At 61.1% G+C, this 16701-nt stretch carries 14 protein-coding genes and 1 pseudogene; 2 read left to right on the plus strand and 13 right to left on the minus strand.

Annotated features, from left to right (window positions below; all coding sequences use genetic code 11):
- Positions 1-4: 4 nt before the first annotated feature.
- From R3F42_12965 to R3F42_12975, 3 genes are all read right to left on the minus strand, one after another.
- Positions 5-793, minus strand: coding sequence for a hypothetical protein (locus tag R3F42_12965; GenBank protein MEZ5542933.1), 789 nt, complete (start codon positions 791-793; stop codon positions 5-7).
- Positions 783-1280, minus strand: coding sequence for a hypothetical protein (locus tag R3F42_12970; protein ID MEZ5542934.1), 498 nt, complete (start codon positions 1278-1280; stop codon positions 783-785). The genes R3F42_12965 and R3F42_12970 overlap by 11 nt, the downstream gene beginning before the upstream one ends.
- Before the next feature lie 129 nt (positions 1281-1409).
- Positions 1410-2276: a phage integrase N-terminal domain-containing protein gene (locus R3F42_12975; protein MEZ5542935.1), complete on the minus strand. Its 867-nt coding sequence runs from the start codon at positions 2274-2276 to the stop codon at positions 1410-1412.
- Positions 2277-3301: 1025 nt separating this feature from the next.
- Here R3F42_12975 and R3F42_12980 point away from each other — a divergent pair.
- Positions 3302-3586, plus strand: coding sequence for a transcriptional regulator (locus R3F42_12980; GenBank protein MEZ5542936.1), 285 nt, complete (start codon positions 3302-3304; stop codon positions 3584-3586).
- Positions 3583-4836 (plus strand): type II toxin-antitoxin system HipA family toxin, encoded by a 1254-nt coding sequence (locus R3F42_12985; protein ID MEZ5542937.1) that lies wholly within the window; start codon positions 3583-3585, stop codon positions 4834-4836. The genes R3F42_12980 and R3F42_12985 overlap by 4 nt, the downstream gene beginning before the upstream one ends.
- A 58-nt stretch (positions 4837-4894) precedes the next feature.
- On the opposite strand, the gene dmeF is transcribed toward R3F42_12985, so the two are convergent.
- The 10 genes and pseudogenes from dmeF to R3F42_13035 form a co-directional block, all read right to left on the minus strand.
- Entirely contained in the window at positions 4895-5875 is a 981-nt protein-coding gene (gene dmeF, locus R3F42_12990) for a CDF family Co(II)/Ni(II) efflux transporter DmeF (GenBank protein MEZ5542938.1), read from the minus strand.
- A gap of 71 nt (positions 5876-5946) precedes the next feature.
- Entirely contained in the window at positions 5947-6225 is a 279-nt protein-coding gene (locus tag R3F42_12995) for a metal/formaldehyde-sensitive transcriptional repressor (GenBank protein MEZ5542939.1), read from the minus strand.
- 111 nt (positions 6226-6336) lie between these two features.
- A pseudogene (locus tag R3F42_13000) lies at positions 6337-6585 on the minus strand (TMEM165/GDT1 family protein).
- A 186-nt stretch (positions 6586-6771) separates the two neighbouring features.
- Positions 6772-9117, minus strand: a complete 2346-nt coding sequence (locus R3F42_13005) for a heavy metal translocating P-type ATPase (protein MEZ5542940.1) — start codon at positions 9115-9117, stop codon at positions 6772-6774.
- A gap of 12 nt (positions 9118-9129) precedes the next feature.
- Positions 9130-9552: a hypothetical protein gene (locus R3F42_13010; GenBank protein ID MEZ5542941.1), complete on the minus strand. Its 423-nt coding sequence runs from the start codon at positions 9550-9552 to the stop codon at positions 9130-9132.
- On the minus strand, positions 9549-9881 hold the full coding sequence (locus R3F42_13015; protein ID MEZ5542942.1) for a P-II family nitrogen regulator: 333 nt from the start codon (positions 9879-9881) through the stop codon (positions 9549-9551). The genes R3F42_13010 and R3F42_13015 overlap by 4 nt, the downstream gene beginning before the upstream one ends.
- A complete protein-coding gene (locus tag R3F42_13020) occupies positions 9878-12970 on the minus strand; it encodes a CusA/CzcA family heavy metal efflux RND transporter (protein ID MEZ5542943.1) in 3093 nt (1030 codons plus the stop codon). Before R3F42_13020 ends, R3F42_13015 begins: the two co-directional genes overlap by 4 nt.
- A 12-nt stretch (positions 12971-12982) precedes the next feature.
- Entirely contained in the window at positions 12983-14137 is a 1155-nt protein-coding gene (locus R3F42_13025) for an efflux RND transporter periplasmic adaptor subunit (GenBank protein MEZ5542944.1), read from the minus strand.
- A 39-nt stretch (positions 14138-14176) separates the two neighbouring features.
- On the minus strand, positions 14177-15502 hold the full coding sequence (locus tag R3F42_13030) for a TolC family protein (GenBank protein MEZ5542945.1): 1326 nt from the start codon (positions 15500-15502) through the stop codon (positions 14177-14179).
- 521 nt (positions 15503-16023) lie between these two features.
- Complete coding sequence (locus R3F42_13035) at positions 16024-16692, minus strand: hypothetical protein (protein MEZ5542946.1); 669 nt, start codon at positions 16690-16692, stop codon at positions 16024-16026.
- Positions 16693-16701 lie beyond the last annotated feature (9 nt).

Below are 16701 nucleotides of genomic sequence, written 5' to 3' on the forward strand. Positions count from 1 at the left end.
AGCTTTACCTCCGTAGTGAAGTGGAATAGTCCTGACCATCGGGACCACGAAACGCGACCTGGCTCTTCATCCGATCGATGTGCATGACTTGCCAACCAGACTGCTGCTCGCCTTCGCGCAGGAAGGCGACCTGACCGTTGTGGGAGACCGCGACATAGACGGCGTCGTCCCACAAGTCGATGGCATCGATGAGAAACGGCGGGATGCTGGCCGCCTGCTTTTGTTGTGCCGCCGCCTTCTTTTTCCCGGCGATCTTGATGCCGTACACGTCCTTGGCGATGGCTTGCAACTTGGATTGTGCATCGCTGATGCGTTGCTTGAGTTCGTCGTTGCCTTTGCGCAGCTCGGTGATCGATTCTTGAATCGCACTCATGCTGGCGGTCAAACCTGACACTTCGCGATTCGCACTCGATTGCTCGGTTCGCAAGGATTCGAACCACTGGTTGACCCGATCGGACATGCCTTCGATGGCGCGCATGATCGTCTCGGAGGCGCCAGCCTCTGGCTGTACGCTGCTGCCGACGGTCATGCTATCGATGACTTTGTCCTTCGCGTTCGTCGCGCTCTCAGGAAGCACCGATGTGGCATGCTCTGGCATGTCCGTGCCGTTGCGCAGGGCGTCCATTTGACCGCGCAACATTACGAGTGCACCGATCGTTATCACGCTGACGATGGCGGCGATCAGCAGCGTCTTTCGCGATGAGCGTTTCGGCTTGCGTGATTCAGCGATATCTGCACGCGCCGTATCCTGCGGTGCTCGCTGCGACTGCTCATACGATTTCTCATTCTCCATCTCGCGGAACCTCCGTCTTCAAACTGGAATTTGTTGGCTGCATGACCCGCCCCGCCGACCTGCACAACTCGAAGGAGACCAACCGATGCACCGGATCGTGGATCAAACGAAAAGCCGGTCCCACCAGCGTTTCCAATGCTTGCGTCAATGTGATCGGGCCAAGATGTCGGTGCACGGCCGGCAACGGCAGCGTCAACAGGTCTGCGGTTTCTGGTTCTATTACAGGTGCGGTGGCCAGACGGTAACCGCTGCGCTGGAGCAGGTATTGCACGGCCTCTCCCACCGTGAAGATGCGCGCCGGAAACGAAACCGTGATGGTCGTCGCGAGCAGATCCGCCTGGGCGACCGTTGGCATGGCGGGCAGCGTCGAGTATCGACCGACCTGTACCTCCGCGGCATTCACGCCGGGACTGATGGCCATGCCGAACGCCGCCATACCCATGGCGGTGAGTATCGGTAAGAAACAATGGAATGGTCGTGTCGTCATAGTGCAACCTGGTTCAAGTGCGTGATAATCAACAAGCTCATTTGTTATGGAGCCCGTATGATTGCGCCTTGCCCCAAGGCGTGAAACGGGAAATCGATTCACCGACGAGCGCGCTTTATCAATGCGTTGTCAGCGGCCCAGGTAGACGGACGTGATCTGTTCGCGCTCATGCCCAAGTTCCCGACTGATCGTCTGCCGCGCGTGCCGGTCTATCACTTTCTGCCCGGGGCTCAGCGACCGTGTCACCGGCCCGCCGGCGGCCGGCGCCTTCCATCCTGCCAGCTCTTCGTAACGTCGCTGCGCATACGCGTGACGCAAACCGTGCATTTTCGAGAGCCCGGCATTGGCGGTGTGCCGTTCGTAGGCGCGAAGCTGTTGTACATAATTCCGATCGGTCGGAATGAGGGAACCGCCGGCGGCAAGCCGGCGCGCGCGATCCAATACGGCGCGCTGTTCATCGTTGCGCACCGGTACGTCGCGCTCCTTGCCGCCTTTGGTCCAACTGGCTTTCAGCGTGATGTGGTCACCACGGTCGGCGTAACCGGGACTGAACTTGATCGCCTCCTCACGGCGCAGGCCGAAGGCCTGCTGCAATTCGAGGCTCATCCGCACATAGGGATCGCGGATCTTGTCCAGGTCCGGCGCGCCCAGCGATTTTGCTTTCGACCCATTGGTCACGAACTGCCGATCCGGAATCCCGTAATGGTCATTCGATCGGGCCACGACGTTCTGCTTGTCCACCTTCTGCGCCCACCAGCGCAAGACCGCCATCCGGTTCTTGATCGTGCCGACGCTGAGTTGCTGCGCCAGCCAATCCTTGACCAGAGCCTCGACATGTTTCGGTTTCAATGTGCGCGCGTTCATGCCACGAAAACCCAATGCATCTAACTGGTTTGCGATGAGCATCAAGTGATGCATGCGCTTCGCTTGTGTTGCATAGCTGCCGTCACGGTTGCGATGGCAGAGTTGTTTGAGTTGGTAGTTCAGATCTCTCACGGTGTAATCTCTATCTGGTAAGTGTTTATGACCACCCGGCAGCCGTAGCTAACTGGGCTCGCTTGCGCGAAACGGTCAGGGACACCACTCCCATACGACCTGAATGTGCCTGGTCTCAGGCAACGCCGGTTCTCCCTTTTGGGTAATGGCCCGGCGCTGGCCAACCTGCCCGTTCTCGGGCGTTTTCTCAGTGTGGTTTCATGACATCACCTCCTTTCAATTGAGCGGACTTAGTCCGCGGGTTTATGGAAAATGAACGTCGACGGGATCGCCTGGTGTTGGATCACCAGAGCGCGACCGTCTCGGCTCGTTGAGTAAAAACAGGCTTGCGCCTACGTGAAGGGCGGACCTTGCGGTCCGAGTTGGCTGGAAGATGGACCAACGGCGTTTAGCCGCAGCGCGTTACATGGTCCGGATGCGCTTGTTTGCCACTGTACCCGCAGTGGCCACGGTTAAAATCGTTTCGAGGGCGGCAGTATACGAACACATCATCCCGCCGTAATCCCGAAATTCGATCGCAAGCCCGCGTCATTCCCGGGACCGCCGCCCTCGTCACTACCCCGCTACGCTCGCTAGTGACGAGGGCGCTTCGCCACACAACAAGCGACCCGCCAGGCTCTCGCCTGTCATGCCGCTTGAAAATGACGGTCGGCGCTGGCTTTCAGAACAGAACGCCTGACCACAGGGGCCCACAGGCGCCGCTGACGGCGGCCCCGCCCTTGGCTGCGCGAGTGAGAGGCTCGCTACGCCGTGGCGGGCAAGGCCTGTGGACTCTGTGGACAGCCCGATTTTCGATCGTTCGGGCTGAGGATCGGGAACAGCCAATAGCTAACGGAGCGGCCGGTTACAGTGTAACCACCCGTGACAGGCAGCCGGTGATACTCACCCTGGTTTGTACCGTACGTGATATTTTTTGGATATAGGCCGCTTGCACGCCTGTTTTATCACGTACGGTAACTATTTCTTGCCATCGGCCGATCGAGCTGTTATTTTTTACCGTACGGTATCTTTTTAGAGGTGCGGCCATGACAGAGGAAGACAATATTTACGGCGCGGTCCAGACGGCCGAGGAACTCGGCCGCTTGGCGCGTGCCCATCGCAAGCACCGGCGCCTGACCCTGGAAACGGTCTCCGGGCTCGGTAACCTGAGCACGCGCTTCCTATCGGAGTTTGAACGGGGCAAGGAGACGGCCGAGATCGGCAAGGTCTTGAAGGCGCTGCGCACCTTAGGCCTGGAGGTCATCATCCAACCACGCGGGCGGGCGACGCCGACTCACCGTACCGGCAAGACCCGTGAGGAGACCCCATGAGCGACCCCGACATCCTCAACGTCTGGCATGAGCAAAGCCTGGTCGGTCAGCTCTGGCGTAATACGATCGGGGCCATCGGATTTCGCTACGATCCCGCGTGGATCGCCGGTGGCGGCTTCGCCGTGTCCCGCTCGCTACCGCTGGCGGCCCGGGAGTTCGCCCCTGAGGAAGGCACCGCCCAGCGCTGGTTCGCCAATCTGTTGCCTGAGGGGGCGGTGCGCGAACACATCGTCCGCGACCTCAAACTGCCGAATACGGATTTCGACCTGCTGCGCGCCATCGGCGGCGAGTGTGCCGGCGCGCTGTCGATTCTACCCGTGGACCGGCAACCATCGGGCCAGCGGCAGTACCGTCCGTTGACGGAGAAGGACTTGGCCGAACTGGCGGCGCGCCGCGGACAGATCTACGCTGTCTGGCCGGCGGACGAGCGCCCGCGATTGTCGCTCGCTGGCGCCCAGGACAAGTGCCCGGTACTGGTGCGCGACGATCAGTATTTTCTGCCGCAGGGCGAAGCACCTTCCAGTCACATCCTGAAGTTCGAGCTGGCCGACTACCGTCATCTGCCCGCCTACGAGACCTTCACCATACAACTGGCCGCGGCCATCGGCCTGCCGGTGGTCGATATCAGTTTGCGGTCCATTGGAAAAACCCGGTATGCACAGATTGCGCGCTATGATCGGCTTTGGGATGACAGTGGCGAGGTGCAGCGATTGCACCAGGAGGATTTCTGCCAGGCCCTGGGTTACGGGCACGAGAAGAAATATCAGGAACACGGTGGACCATCCTTCGCGCAGTGTTACCGCCTGGTGCAGGAGGCCTCCAGCGAGCCGGCCATCGATGTGCAACACCTGTTGCGCTGGCAGATTTTCAATGTGCTCGCGGGCAACTCAGATGGCCACGCCAAGAACCTCTCCCTGTTGCATTTGCCTGATGACGCAACCCGCCTGGCACCGTTCTATGACCTGGTGTGCACACGCGCCATCGAACGCATCGACTACCATCTTGCCTTCGATGTCGGCGGAGAACGCAATCCCAGTGTGATCACGCCCGCCCACTGGGAAGCGCTCGCCAAGCAATGTGATGTACGGCCGCAATTCCTGGATAACCTGGTGCGTGAAACGGTGGCCGCTTTGCAAGAAAAGCTCGGCCCGGTACGGGAAGAATTTGAATCGCACTACGGCTCCTATCCAGCGCTGCAACGCATCGAGCAGGTCGTCACCACACAGTGCCGACGGATAGCGAAGCGATAGATGGTTCGTTTCTATATCCGACCCCGCCTGCGGTGCGGATTGAAGAAACTCTCAACTCTTAGGCGGAAACTGGCTGAGCAAGTACATCAGGGCAGTAATGTACCTCGATGGTCGAGTGTGCAATTTCCTCATGCACCGAAAGCCGCTCCCGGACAACGGCGGGCGTCAGTGTCGCGTCGTGGGTGACGAGCGTCATGGCACAGGAGTACACCTTCTTGCCCACGCGCCAGACATGCAGATCCGTGATGCGCGTATGCCCGGTATCACTGTCCGTTTCGATCACCTCGCGGATTTCATCGACCACCGGGTGATCCATCTCACGGTCCAGCAGCACCTTGCTGGTGTCGGCGATCAGTCCCTTGGCCCACACCGCAACCAACACCGCGCCGACGATACCCATCATCGGGTCGAGCCAGGACCAGCCATAGATCCATCCGCCGACGAGCGCCACGATGGCGAGCACCGAGGTCGCCGCATCGGCGATAACGTGCAGGTAAGCCGACTTGAGATTCAGATCGTGGTGATGGTCATGATCATGATCATGGTGGTGATCGTGACCATGGGAATGCCCATGATCATGATGATGGGCCTTACCGAGTATCATCGCGCAGACGACATTGACGACCAACCCCAGCACGGCGATCACGATCGCTTCCTGGTACTGGATCGGCTGGGGCGAGACGATGCGTTCCGCTGATCCGATCACCATCATCGCCGCCACACCCAGCAGGAAAATGGCACTGGCGAAGCCGCCCAGTACCTCGATCTTCCAGGTGCCGAAGGCGAAGCGCGGGTCCTTGGCGTAGCGACGCGCCGTCGCATAGGCCATCGCCGAAAGACCGATGGCCAGGGCATGGGAACTCATGTGCCAACCGTCGGCGAGCAGCGCCATCGAGTTGAACCACCAACCGGCGGCGATTTCGACCACCATCATTACCGCGGTGATCCACATTACGATACGCGTGCTGCGTTCTGCCGCCTCGCTGCTGGCATCGAAGACGTGGTCGTGCGTCCAGGTGGACAGGTTCTCGGTATGCATGGTGTATCTCCTCGGGAATCCGGCGATCGTAGCACTCCGAACAAGACCACTCGTTCGGGGCGGTACTGTTGTTACTTGAGGTATGCGCGAAGCACGTGTATCAACTCGTCGGCACCTTGACTGCGCTCCGCGTCACTGGCGATCGCCGGATCGGCGATGTGCGTTCTGACGTGATCCTCCAGCACCTCCGCCATCAATCCATTGATCGCGCCACGCACGGCGGCAATCTGATGCAGTACTTCGGCGCAGCCCTTTTCGGCCTCAAGCGCCCGTTCCAGGGCCTCGACCTGGCCCCGGATGCGGCGCACGCGGCCCAATAGCTTGGACTTCTGGCGGACGGTGTGGCTCATAACCCCGCTTACCTCATATGGTATAGGGGGGTAGGGTATCATGAGCGCCGCTAACACGCCACTCGCACTTGTCGATACTCCAATTGGACTCGCCCGATAGCCAGCGAGACATCACACACCAAGCCCGGTGCCTGCTCCCAATAAGGTCGCCGCACCGAGTAACGCAAACAGCGCGGCTACCACCGTATGCACCAACTTCATCGGAATCCGCGCCGCCAACTTATCACCGACAAAGATGGCCGGCACATCGGCGATCAACATCCCCAGCGTCGTTCCCACAACCACCGTGAGCGGGGCACCGTAGTGAGCTGCCAGAGCGACCGTGGCGATCTGCGTCTTGTCGCCCATCTCGGCAAGGAATTGCGATGTGCGACCGCAATTTCTACGTAATCTGGCACAAGAGACCATGGCCGCCCTGCAAGATAGACTCGGCCCAGTGAGGGAAAAATTCGAGGCACGTTACGGCGCCTATCCAGCGTTGCAACGCATCGAGAAGATCGTTACGCAACAATGCCGGAGGACCACCAGGGAGTAGCACGGCTCGCGTCAGCGGTCAGTTATCCTGAGCAAACGCAAGCTGTTGGCAATAACAATCAGACTCGCGCCCATATCGGCGAACACGGCCATCCACAACGTCGCCTGCCCAAGAACAGCCAGCACGAGAAAGATCGCTTTGAGTCCTAACGCAATGGTGATGTTCTCCTGGATCGCACGCAATGTCGATCGAGACAAGCGAATGGCAAACGGCAACCGGCTGAGGTCGTCGCTCATCAATACCAGGTCCGCCGTTTCCAGAGCAGCGTCCGATCCTGCCGCGCCCATGGCGATACCTATGGTCGCCGCAGCCATCGAAGGTGCATCGTTGACGCCGTCACCGACCATACCAACCCTTGCGTATCGCGCAATGAGGTCCTTGACGGCTTGCACCTTGTCCTCGGGCAGTAGCTCGGATTTGGCTTCGTCGATTCCCAGCTCCCCGGCAATGGTCTGTGCGGTGCGCCGGTTGTCGCCGGTTAACATCACGATGTGTTGAATGCCAGAACGACGTATGCGTTGCAGACTGCTTTTCGCTTCCGGTCGTACCTTGTCAGCGATAGCGATGAAACCCATGATCTTGTTCTGATCGCCCAGGATGACCACGGTTTCTCCCTCGGCCTCGTGCCGATCCAGTACGGCCTCGACTTCAGGCGTGCACAAACCCCGTTCTTCGAATAGCCGGTGATTGCCCAACAGATAATCCTGCCCCTGGACACGCCCCCGAACACCTCGTCCGGTCAGAGCCTGGAAATTTTCGACCGGTTCGGTTTGTACCTCCATTGATTGAGCATGCTCACGTATGGCTTGCGCCAGGGGATGCTCGGAGCGGGATTCCAGACCGGCCGCAATGCGAACAAGATCCTTCTCGGCAGTCGCATTGATCGCTTCAACATGCCGTACACGCGGCCGGGCTTCCGTGAGCGTGCCGGTCTTGTCGATGGCTAGCGCCTTTAGATGCCCGATATTCTCCAGGTGTACCCCGCCCTTGATCAACACACCCGCACGGGCACCGCGGGCGAGACCGGAAACGATGGCCACCGGGGTGGAGATCACCAGGGCGCAGGGACAGGCGATGACCAATAGCACCAGGGCGCGATAGAACCAATCACCGAAAGGCTGGCCGAACAGCAATGGCGGCAGAAAGGTGATCAGGGCCGCCAGCAGCAGCACGATCGGCGTATAGATCCGTGCAAAGCGGTCGACAAAGGCCTGGGAGGGTGCGCGCGCCGCTTGTGCTTCTTCGATCAAATGAATGATGTGTGCCAGGGTTGTGTCGGCCGCCTTATGCGTCACCCGCACATCGAGGCTGCCTTCACCGTTGATAGACCCCGCGTAAACGCTGTCCCCCGGTGCCTTATCCACTGGCACGGACTCACCGGTGATGGGGGCCTGGTTAATGGCGGAATGTCCCACCATAATCTCACCATCTAGCGGCACCTTCTCGCCAGGACGCAATCGGAACACCTCATCGATCCGGACCTCGTCCACTGCAACGGTGACCTCCTTGCCTTCACGCAATACTCGCGCCACGGGCGGCGCCAGTTCCATCAGTGACCGCACCGCATGCCGGGCACGGTCCATGGCTCGGCCTTCCAGCACCTGGGCGAGCGCGAACAGGAACACCACCATGGCTGCCTCGTCCCACGCATCGATGAATAGTGCGCCGACCACGGCGACACTCATCAGAAAATTCATATCCAGTGCGCCATGGCGCGCGGCTGCGACGCCTTTACGGGCAATGAACCAGCCGCCGCTCAGGATGGCCAACGCGTACACCAACTTTTCCCACGGACTGGCGGGCTGGATGAAATGCAGCACCAAGCCAATGGCGGTTAATACACCCGCTGTGAGTGTTGAGACCAGTCGGCCATGACGCTGCCAGAGACCGGCCACCTCTCTCGATTCACCGAATGGCGCCGCCTTGAGACCTACACTGTCCAGGGCGGCGATCAGATGCCCCACCGGCAAGGTGCTATTGTCATGGACCACGGTCAGGCGCTCAGTCATCAGGTTGACCTCGAATCGCTCCAGCCCACGCAATCCGGTTAACGCCTTTTCCACCAGCGCTGTTTCTTCCGCACAGTCCATGCCTTCAACACGCAACACGCTCGTGACCCGTGCGGCACCCTCGACGACGCCATAACCCAGTGTACGTACGGTGTCACGTATCCTGTTTACGTTTTCAGTTGAGAACACCTGCGCCGACAAGGTCTCGCTGGCGAAGTCCACATGCACTTCAGTCACTCCCGGTAACTCGCCCACCACTTTCTCGACCTTGGCAGCGCAATCGGGGCAGTCCATGCCGCCAATGCGGCATTGAAATCTCTCTCTGTCTTGGTGGCTCTCTTTACTCATATGTCACTAGGGTCATTCACAATGGAGCTGCTTACATGAGAAAACAGCGCGGGTATCGTGCGTCACGCGTATCGTGCTGCCCGCAGCAGTCGCTGGTTTTAACGTGGTGTGAAATGTTGCGTATCTCGCTTTGACGCTGCGTCGGTGATATTCGATAACGGCTTCTTTCACTATTTCACCATCAGGGCCGATCACCTGCAGATCGATATGCCCCGGAATAGAACCCCGGACAGGGGGCCAGCGCACCACCTCACCGCGCAGCGTGACTTCGCCGTCCTCCTGGACAACATTGACGGACCTGACGGTCGCCCACCTTGAAGATACCTTTTCGATCTGCACGGTATTGTCACGGACGAGATCCCTACCCGTCGTGGCGCATCCGGTAATGAAGAGGGTGGCCAAAATAGCTAGACGACGGCCCCATTTTGCGATCATGGCGTTTCCTCCTGTGCTTCATCGATAACATGGCTGCGAATCACCTCGCTGATGTAGATCCAGCCCGCCTCGGGTTGGCCGGTGCGGCCGTTCTCCCGGATCAGCTGTACCGCTGCGTCGACGCGCTCATCCTCACACACCAGCTCCAGCTTGACCTCGGTGATGGTCTCCTCGCCCAGTTCGATGGAGTAGTCGCGCTCCCGTTCATCGAGCGCCGCCAGCATGCCCTTGACGTCCACCACCGAGAGGTTGCCGTAACCCGCTCCTTTCAGGGCTCGGATCACGTCGGCGGCGCGGTTGCGGTGGATGAAGGCCTTGATCTCTTTCATGTGTGTTTCTCCTTTCTGGATTCGAGCCATTCGTAAATAACGGGTAACAGAACCAGCGTCAGCAAGGTTGAGGTGATGAGCCCACCCACCACCACCGAGGCCAGCGGCCGCTGGGTCTCGGCGCCAACGCCAGACGACAGCAGCATCGGGATCAGACCGAGGATGGCCACACTCGCCGTCATCAGCACCGGCCGCAGCCTGAGCTCGCAGCCGCGGCGTACCGCCTCGGCGACGCTCAGGCCCTTCTCGCGCAGCTCGTTGATAAACGACACCAATACGATGCCGTTCAGCATCGCCACGCCGAATACCGCGATGAAGCCGATCGCCGAGGGCACCGACAGATACTGGCCACTGATGAACAGCGCCACCAGTCCGCCGATCGTCGCGAAGGGCACGTTGGCGATGATCAGCGTTGCGTACTTCACCGAGTTGAACGCGGTGTACAGCAACACGAAGATGAAGAAGATGGTCAATGGCACGATGATCGACAGGCGTGTCAATGCGCGCTGCTGGTTCTCGAACGCCCCACCCCACTCGATCCAGTAGCCGGGCGGTAATTTCACCTGCTGCTCGATGGCCGCGTTGGCGTCTTTCACAAAACCATCTACATCACGACCGCGCACGTCCATCTGGATCACCGCATAGCGCTGCAACTGCTCGCGGCGCACGAAGGAGTAGCCCTCCGCCGTGGTCACCTCGGCCACCTTGCCAAGCGGCACGATGGCGCCAGCGGCGGTGCGCAGCGGGATGTCGCGGATCGCCTCCACGGACGCCTTGGATGCATCCTGGATGCGCGCGGTGATGTCGAAGCGCTTCACCCCGTCGATCAGGGTGGACACGGGCTGGTTACCGATGCCTGTTCTTACGACGGTCAGGACGTCGTCGGCATTGAGGCCGTAGCGGGCCAATGCCTCTCGGTCCACCTGGATGCGGATCTGGGGCTTGCCGAGATTGGCCTCCAGCGACAGGTCGGCCACGCCCGGCACCTTGGTCAGTGCGTTCTTGATCTGCACGCTCAGCCGATCGAGTTCACCCAGGTCCTCGCCATACAGCTTGGCGGCCAGTGTGGCTCGCACCCCGGAGATCAGTTCTTCCACACGCATCTGGATCGGCTGGGTGAAGGCGACCACGGCCGTCGGCACCGTTACCTCCAGCTTTTCGCGCATGGCCTCGGCCAGTTCCTCGACCGAGCGTTCCCGCTCTTCCTTGGGTTTGAGCCCGGTGTAGATCTCCATGTAGTTCACATCGGCGGTCTCGCCCTTCTCGGCACGACCGATCATGGCAATGGTGGTTTCGACTTCCGGAAACTCACTCAGCGCTCGTTCGATCTTCTTCGATATCTCGATGGACTCTTCCAGCGAGGTGGACGGGATCGAGGTCACCCGCCACATGATGGAGCCCTCCTGCAGCTGCGGCATGAACTCCTTGCCCAGCAATGGAAACAGTGCCAGGCTGGCGACCAGCAGGACCACGGCACTGACCACCACCGTCTTCTTGTTGGTCAGCGACCAGGCGAGCAGCGGTAGGTAACCGCGCTTGATCCAGCGCACCAGGAGGGTATCGCGTTCCTCCTTGGGCTTGAGGATGATCGCCGCCAGCACCGGGATCAGCGTCAGCGTGAGCAACAGCGAGCCCGCCATGGCGAAGCTGATATTGAAGGCCATGGGTTTGAACAGCTTGCCCTCCAGCCCCTGCAGGCTGAACAGCGGCAGGAACACCACGATGATGATCAGGATGGCGAACGCAATCGGATTGGCCACCTCGCGCGCCGCCGTCAGCACCGCTGCGGTGCGGTTGACCTTTTCCCCCTTCTCGCGCCACTCGGCCATGATGCGGAAGGCGTTCTCGGTCATCACCACCGCGCCGTCCACCATCATGCCGATGCCGATGGCCAGCCCCGCCAGCGACATCAGGTTGGCCGACAACCCCGCCTCGCCCATGAAGATGAAGGCGATGAGCATGGCCATGGGCAGCGCGGCGATCACCACCAGCGCCGAACGCAGCTCGCCAAGAAACAGGAACAGCACGATGGCCACCAGGATGGAGCCCTCGATCAGCGCACGTTCAGCAGTCGCGACCGCCTTTTCCACCAGCTCGGTGCGTTCGTACACCGGCTTGATCTTGACACCGTCGGGCAGGGCCGAGGCGGCGATGTTGACCTTCTCTTTCACGGCGTCGACCACGTCCGCGGCATTGGTGCCGATGCGCGATAGTGCCATACCCAGCACCACCTCCTTGCCGTCGCGGGTCACCGCGCCGAAGCGCAGACTCGGCGCCTGCTCGATGGTCGCCACGTCACGCAGGTACACCGGCGTGCCGTCCACGGCCTTGAGCATGATGTTGCCGATGTCGCGCTCGTTGGCCACCAGCCCCAGGCCGCGCACCAGATATTGCTCGGGGCCGAGGTTGACGTACTGGCCGCCGACCTGGCGATTGTTGGCCTCGATCACGGTCATCACGTCGGTGTAACTGAGGCCGTATTTGATCAGCCGCAGCGGGTCGATCACCACCTGAAACTGGCGCTCCTGACCGCCCCATGACATGACATCATCGACACCGGGCGCGGTGCGCAGGATCAGGCGCACGGTCCAGTCCTGGATCGTACGCAGGTCCATGTCGGTCAAACCGCCGTTGAGCTTTTCGTCGGCCCGCTCAACGGTGTACCAAAAGACCTGACCGAGGCCCGAGGAATTCGGGCCCATCTCCGGCGTGCCATAACCCGCGGGAATGCGATCGCCCACCTCCTGCAGGCGCTCCATTACCAGCCGGCGCGCGAAGTAGATGTCCATGTCGTCCTCGAAGTAGATCGAGACGTATGACAGGCCGAACAGGCTCACCGAACGGATCTCGGTCACGCCGGGCAGGCCCGCCATACCGGATTCCACCGGGAAGGTGAGCAGCTGCTCCACGTCCTCCGCGGCGAGGCCAGGCGATTCGGTATAAATATTGACCTGCACCGGTGTGACATCCGGAAAGGCATCGATCGGTATCGTTGTCACCGCCCGCCAGCCGAGAAAACCGATCACCAGGAAGATGATGATCACCAGAAACTTGTAGCGTAAGGACGCCTCCACGAGTTTGTTTAACATGCCGGCATCCCTTTAATGTCCGTGGCCTTCGCCCATCTGTGACTTGAGCGTGAGCGATTTGAGCAGGAAGGCGCCCTGGGTGACGATCTCGTCGCCGCTGGCAAGCCCGGCCTTGATCTCGGTGAAGCCACCACGGGTCATACCGGTCTCCACCGGCTGCGGATGCAGCTCATCGCCCTCCAGCTTGAACACCGTGGGCGCGCCCTGCATCAGCAGCACGGCGTCTTTCGGTACCGCTATACGTGCCTCGATCGGAGCGGTCTGCACACTCACATCCACATACTCGCCGGGATGCAATGCATCCCCAAGGTTGGCCACCTCAATACGCACGCCCTGGGTGCGGGTACCTTCATCGAGCCGGTGGTGCAGCTGCACTGCCTTGCCGTCGAGCCACTGTTTCCCATCGCGGCTTACGCGCGCGAGTGTGCCGACGCGAACGCCACCGACCTGCTCCGGCGACAGCCGCGCTTCGACCCACAGCCGCGACTCGTCGCTCACCTCGAATAGCACCCGCCCCGGTTCGACCACCTCACCGGCGACGAAGTCGTCACGGATCACGGTCCCGGCCTGCGGACTCAACAGGTCGAAAGCGCCGGTGGCGCGCGAGGCATCGCTATCGGCCAGCAGGCGCTCGACGTGCGCATCGGACATACCGTAGGCGCGCACCGTGGCGTACGCACGCTGGCGCGCCACTTGCGCCGCCACATAGCGCTGCTCGGACACCACCTCGCGACCCAACTTGCGGACACGCTGCCATTCCCGGTCGGCCTCGATCAATGCGCCCTGGGCCTCGGCCATGGCGACGCTGGAGAGAGTCACCAGCGGTTGATCCTTCGCGACCTGTTCACCAAGTCGCGCATGACGCGCCACCACCTGGGCGCTGATACGCGGCGTCACCTGGGCCGAGGCATAGGCGTTCATGCGCACCTCGCCGGGGGCGGTGACGGCGCCGGCCAGTGCGCGCGACTCGACTTTCGCAGTCCGGATGCCTTGCGCTTCGCGTTCGGCCGCCGACATCTTCAAGGCGCCCTCTTCCTCGTGGCCGTCCGCCTCTTTATGGCTGCCTTCCTGTTCGTGGCCCTGCTCAGCCAGTGCGACAGAAGCCGGCAAACCCGGACCCACAAGAGTGAGGCACAACAACAGTGCCTGTGTGATTGTTGTCTTCATGTTTTGTATCTCCAGAATTCGTGTGTGAAAGCTTAAGATTCAACGCACATCGGCGCCGCCAAGCCAGGCATCCATCTGGCCGCTGGCCATCAGCCAGTCGGCCCAGGCCGTCCACAGGTGTCCCTGCGCCTCCAGGGCAGTGGTGCGTGTATCGAGGGTTTGATTCAGCTGTACCAGGTAATCGGCGGTACTCATCTCGCCGGCCCGCCAGATGCGTTCCAGCAGCGTCACCTGGCTGCCGAGGCTGGCCTGGCCGCTGGCTTGCCATACCGCCCAGGCGCCGCGAGCCAGCCGATAGCGCTCGGCGGCGGACAATAACTGTGCCCGCGCCCGGCGATAGGCGTCCTGCAGGGACTGTTCGGCTTGCGTCTGCTCGGCACCGGCGGCCGCCACCTCGGCGCTAAAGTTGTTGCGGACATATAAGGGAATGCTCAAGGTGAGACCGGTGACGCCATAGGCGTCGTCGTTGCCGTTGCGGAAGGCACGTTCCTGTCCGGCACGCACACCAATCGTCGGATCGGGCCGGCGCTCACGGCTGCGTAAGGTAACGGTGGACCGGGCGGCACCGACCCGCGCCTGTTGGGCGCGCAATACCGGCAAGTCTCTGAGCAGCGTGTCTGCGTCGACCGTTTGCAAAATAGGCAGATCACCCGGTAACAGCGGCCAGTCCCGGCGCGGGTTGCCGGTGATCGCGGCGAGGGCCTGCTCCGCCTCGGCCAGATCCGAGGCCGCTTGGGAGAGTTGGAGCGTAGCCTGGGTGCGCGCGAGTCGGGCCAGGTCCAGCTCGACTTGATTGATGTCGCCGGCCTGGCGACGCTGTTCCGCCAGATCCTGAAAACGTTGCATCAGGTCCTGGCGTTGCTGCGCCAAGCGCTGAATGTCTGTGGCGGTGTGAAAGCGCCCCAGTGCCGCGAGCAGCTCGCCAGCCAGTTGTTGGCGCACGGCCGTATACTCCGCCCGCGCATTATCGAGCTCGGCACTCGCCACTGCGGTACGCGCACCGCGTTTGTCGGCCCAATCGATGGTCTGGCTCAAGCCCAGGGTTCCGGTACGGGTCTCGGCCTGCTCGGCATCCAGCTCCAGTTCCGGGTTGTAGAGCGGCTGGTCCGCGCCTCGGGCGCGGGCCTCGGCGGCTTCGACCGCGGCACGCGCGGCCTGCACGCCGGGGCTCTGCTCCAGCGTCTCGCTAAGCAATTGCCGCAGCGCCGGCGTAACCGATGTTGTGATGGGATTGTTTTGCGCCGCAACGGCGGTCGCAGCAACCAGTGTCAGAAATATGCCCAGCAGCCGAACCGGCCACGGCATTCGCAGTGTGTACATGAAATCCAAGTCTCCATTCGACAGATCAAAGTCACGCGCTCGCATACGCGCGAGGCGTTATAGCAACGGATCGAGAGAGACTTAGATATTGGGAGGTGGAAGAGGAGGTTCTGTGTCGCGGGAGTAACAGGTGGTCAACCACGAGGTGGGCGTAGTGGAAGTAAATTGCGGGAATGCAATAACAGCATCCGGGGGAAACCCGACGTAATGCGCCGTCCCATGACAGCAGTGATCGCACGGACCATGCTTGAGTCCAGCGTGGTCAGTGCCACCGTCTTCGTCGGGTTGACCATCCAGCGTGCTGATGGATGCCTGCACCTCGGCGGGGTCATGCGCAATACCGCGCTCATACCCATCCGCAGCCCAAGCGAGGTTCGCGAACAAAATGAAGAATATGAGTGCTTTGACGACAGTTCGGCGCATTCTCGTCACTTTATAGAACTTTCACTTATTTTTCAATCGCGAGGTCCTTATAAGCGGCATGAGGGTAGAGAGTCAGGCGGCACGCGAAGCAATGACCTACCCCAGACAGAATACGCCCCGCACGAGGCGGGGCGTGAAAGTGACTACGCGTCGATGGACCGGAATACCTCATCAAGATCGATACGGGCCGGCTCGATCCATGGTTCGACGACATACGCTTTCGAGCGACTGCCGTCGGATTGCGTGATGTCACACAGGCCTTCCGGCGCCTGCCCCTCGATATCGTAATCGACGACGGCGACAGCAGGCGCGGCCCCCGGCTGATCGGCAATCACCGCTTGCACGATGCCGCCTTCCATGACGACGGCAAGCCGCGAGCAGCGCGGACTCGACTCGGGATGATCCGTCTCCGGACTTGCTCCTGACGCCTGAAGCGCCGCTTGGTAGGCCTGATCCAGGTCCTCCCAGTCGATGCTCCCGCCCCGCTTTTCACCGCAACGGTAGGCCTCGATCAGCAGGCGGACTGCTTGGAAAGCCGCGTCCCGGCGGCGGACCGCCTTGACACTGGCGTCGGGTTCCGGCCAGTCGCCGCATACCTCGTCCTCCACGGTAAACTCAAGGGGAACACCGGCGTCACCCTTTTCCTCGAAGTCATCGTAGAGCAGCGGTACTTCTGCTGAGTCTTGCCAGATATCACCCTGGTCGAACAGCTCACCGGCCTTGGTGATGGCGGCTTCCCGGGTTTCGGCCTCGATGCCGACCATGACCCTGTGTTCATAGGGCAAGGTGTATTGAATGATATATCTCATCATGATTCTCCT

This window comes from Pseudomonadota bacterium (assembly GCA_041395565.1).
GTDB lineage: Bacteria > Pseudomonadota > Gammaproteobacteria > UBA9214 > UBA9214 > UBA9214.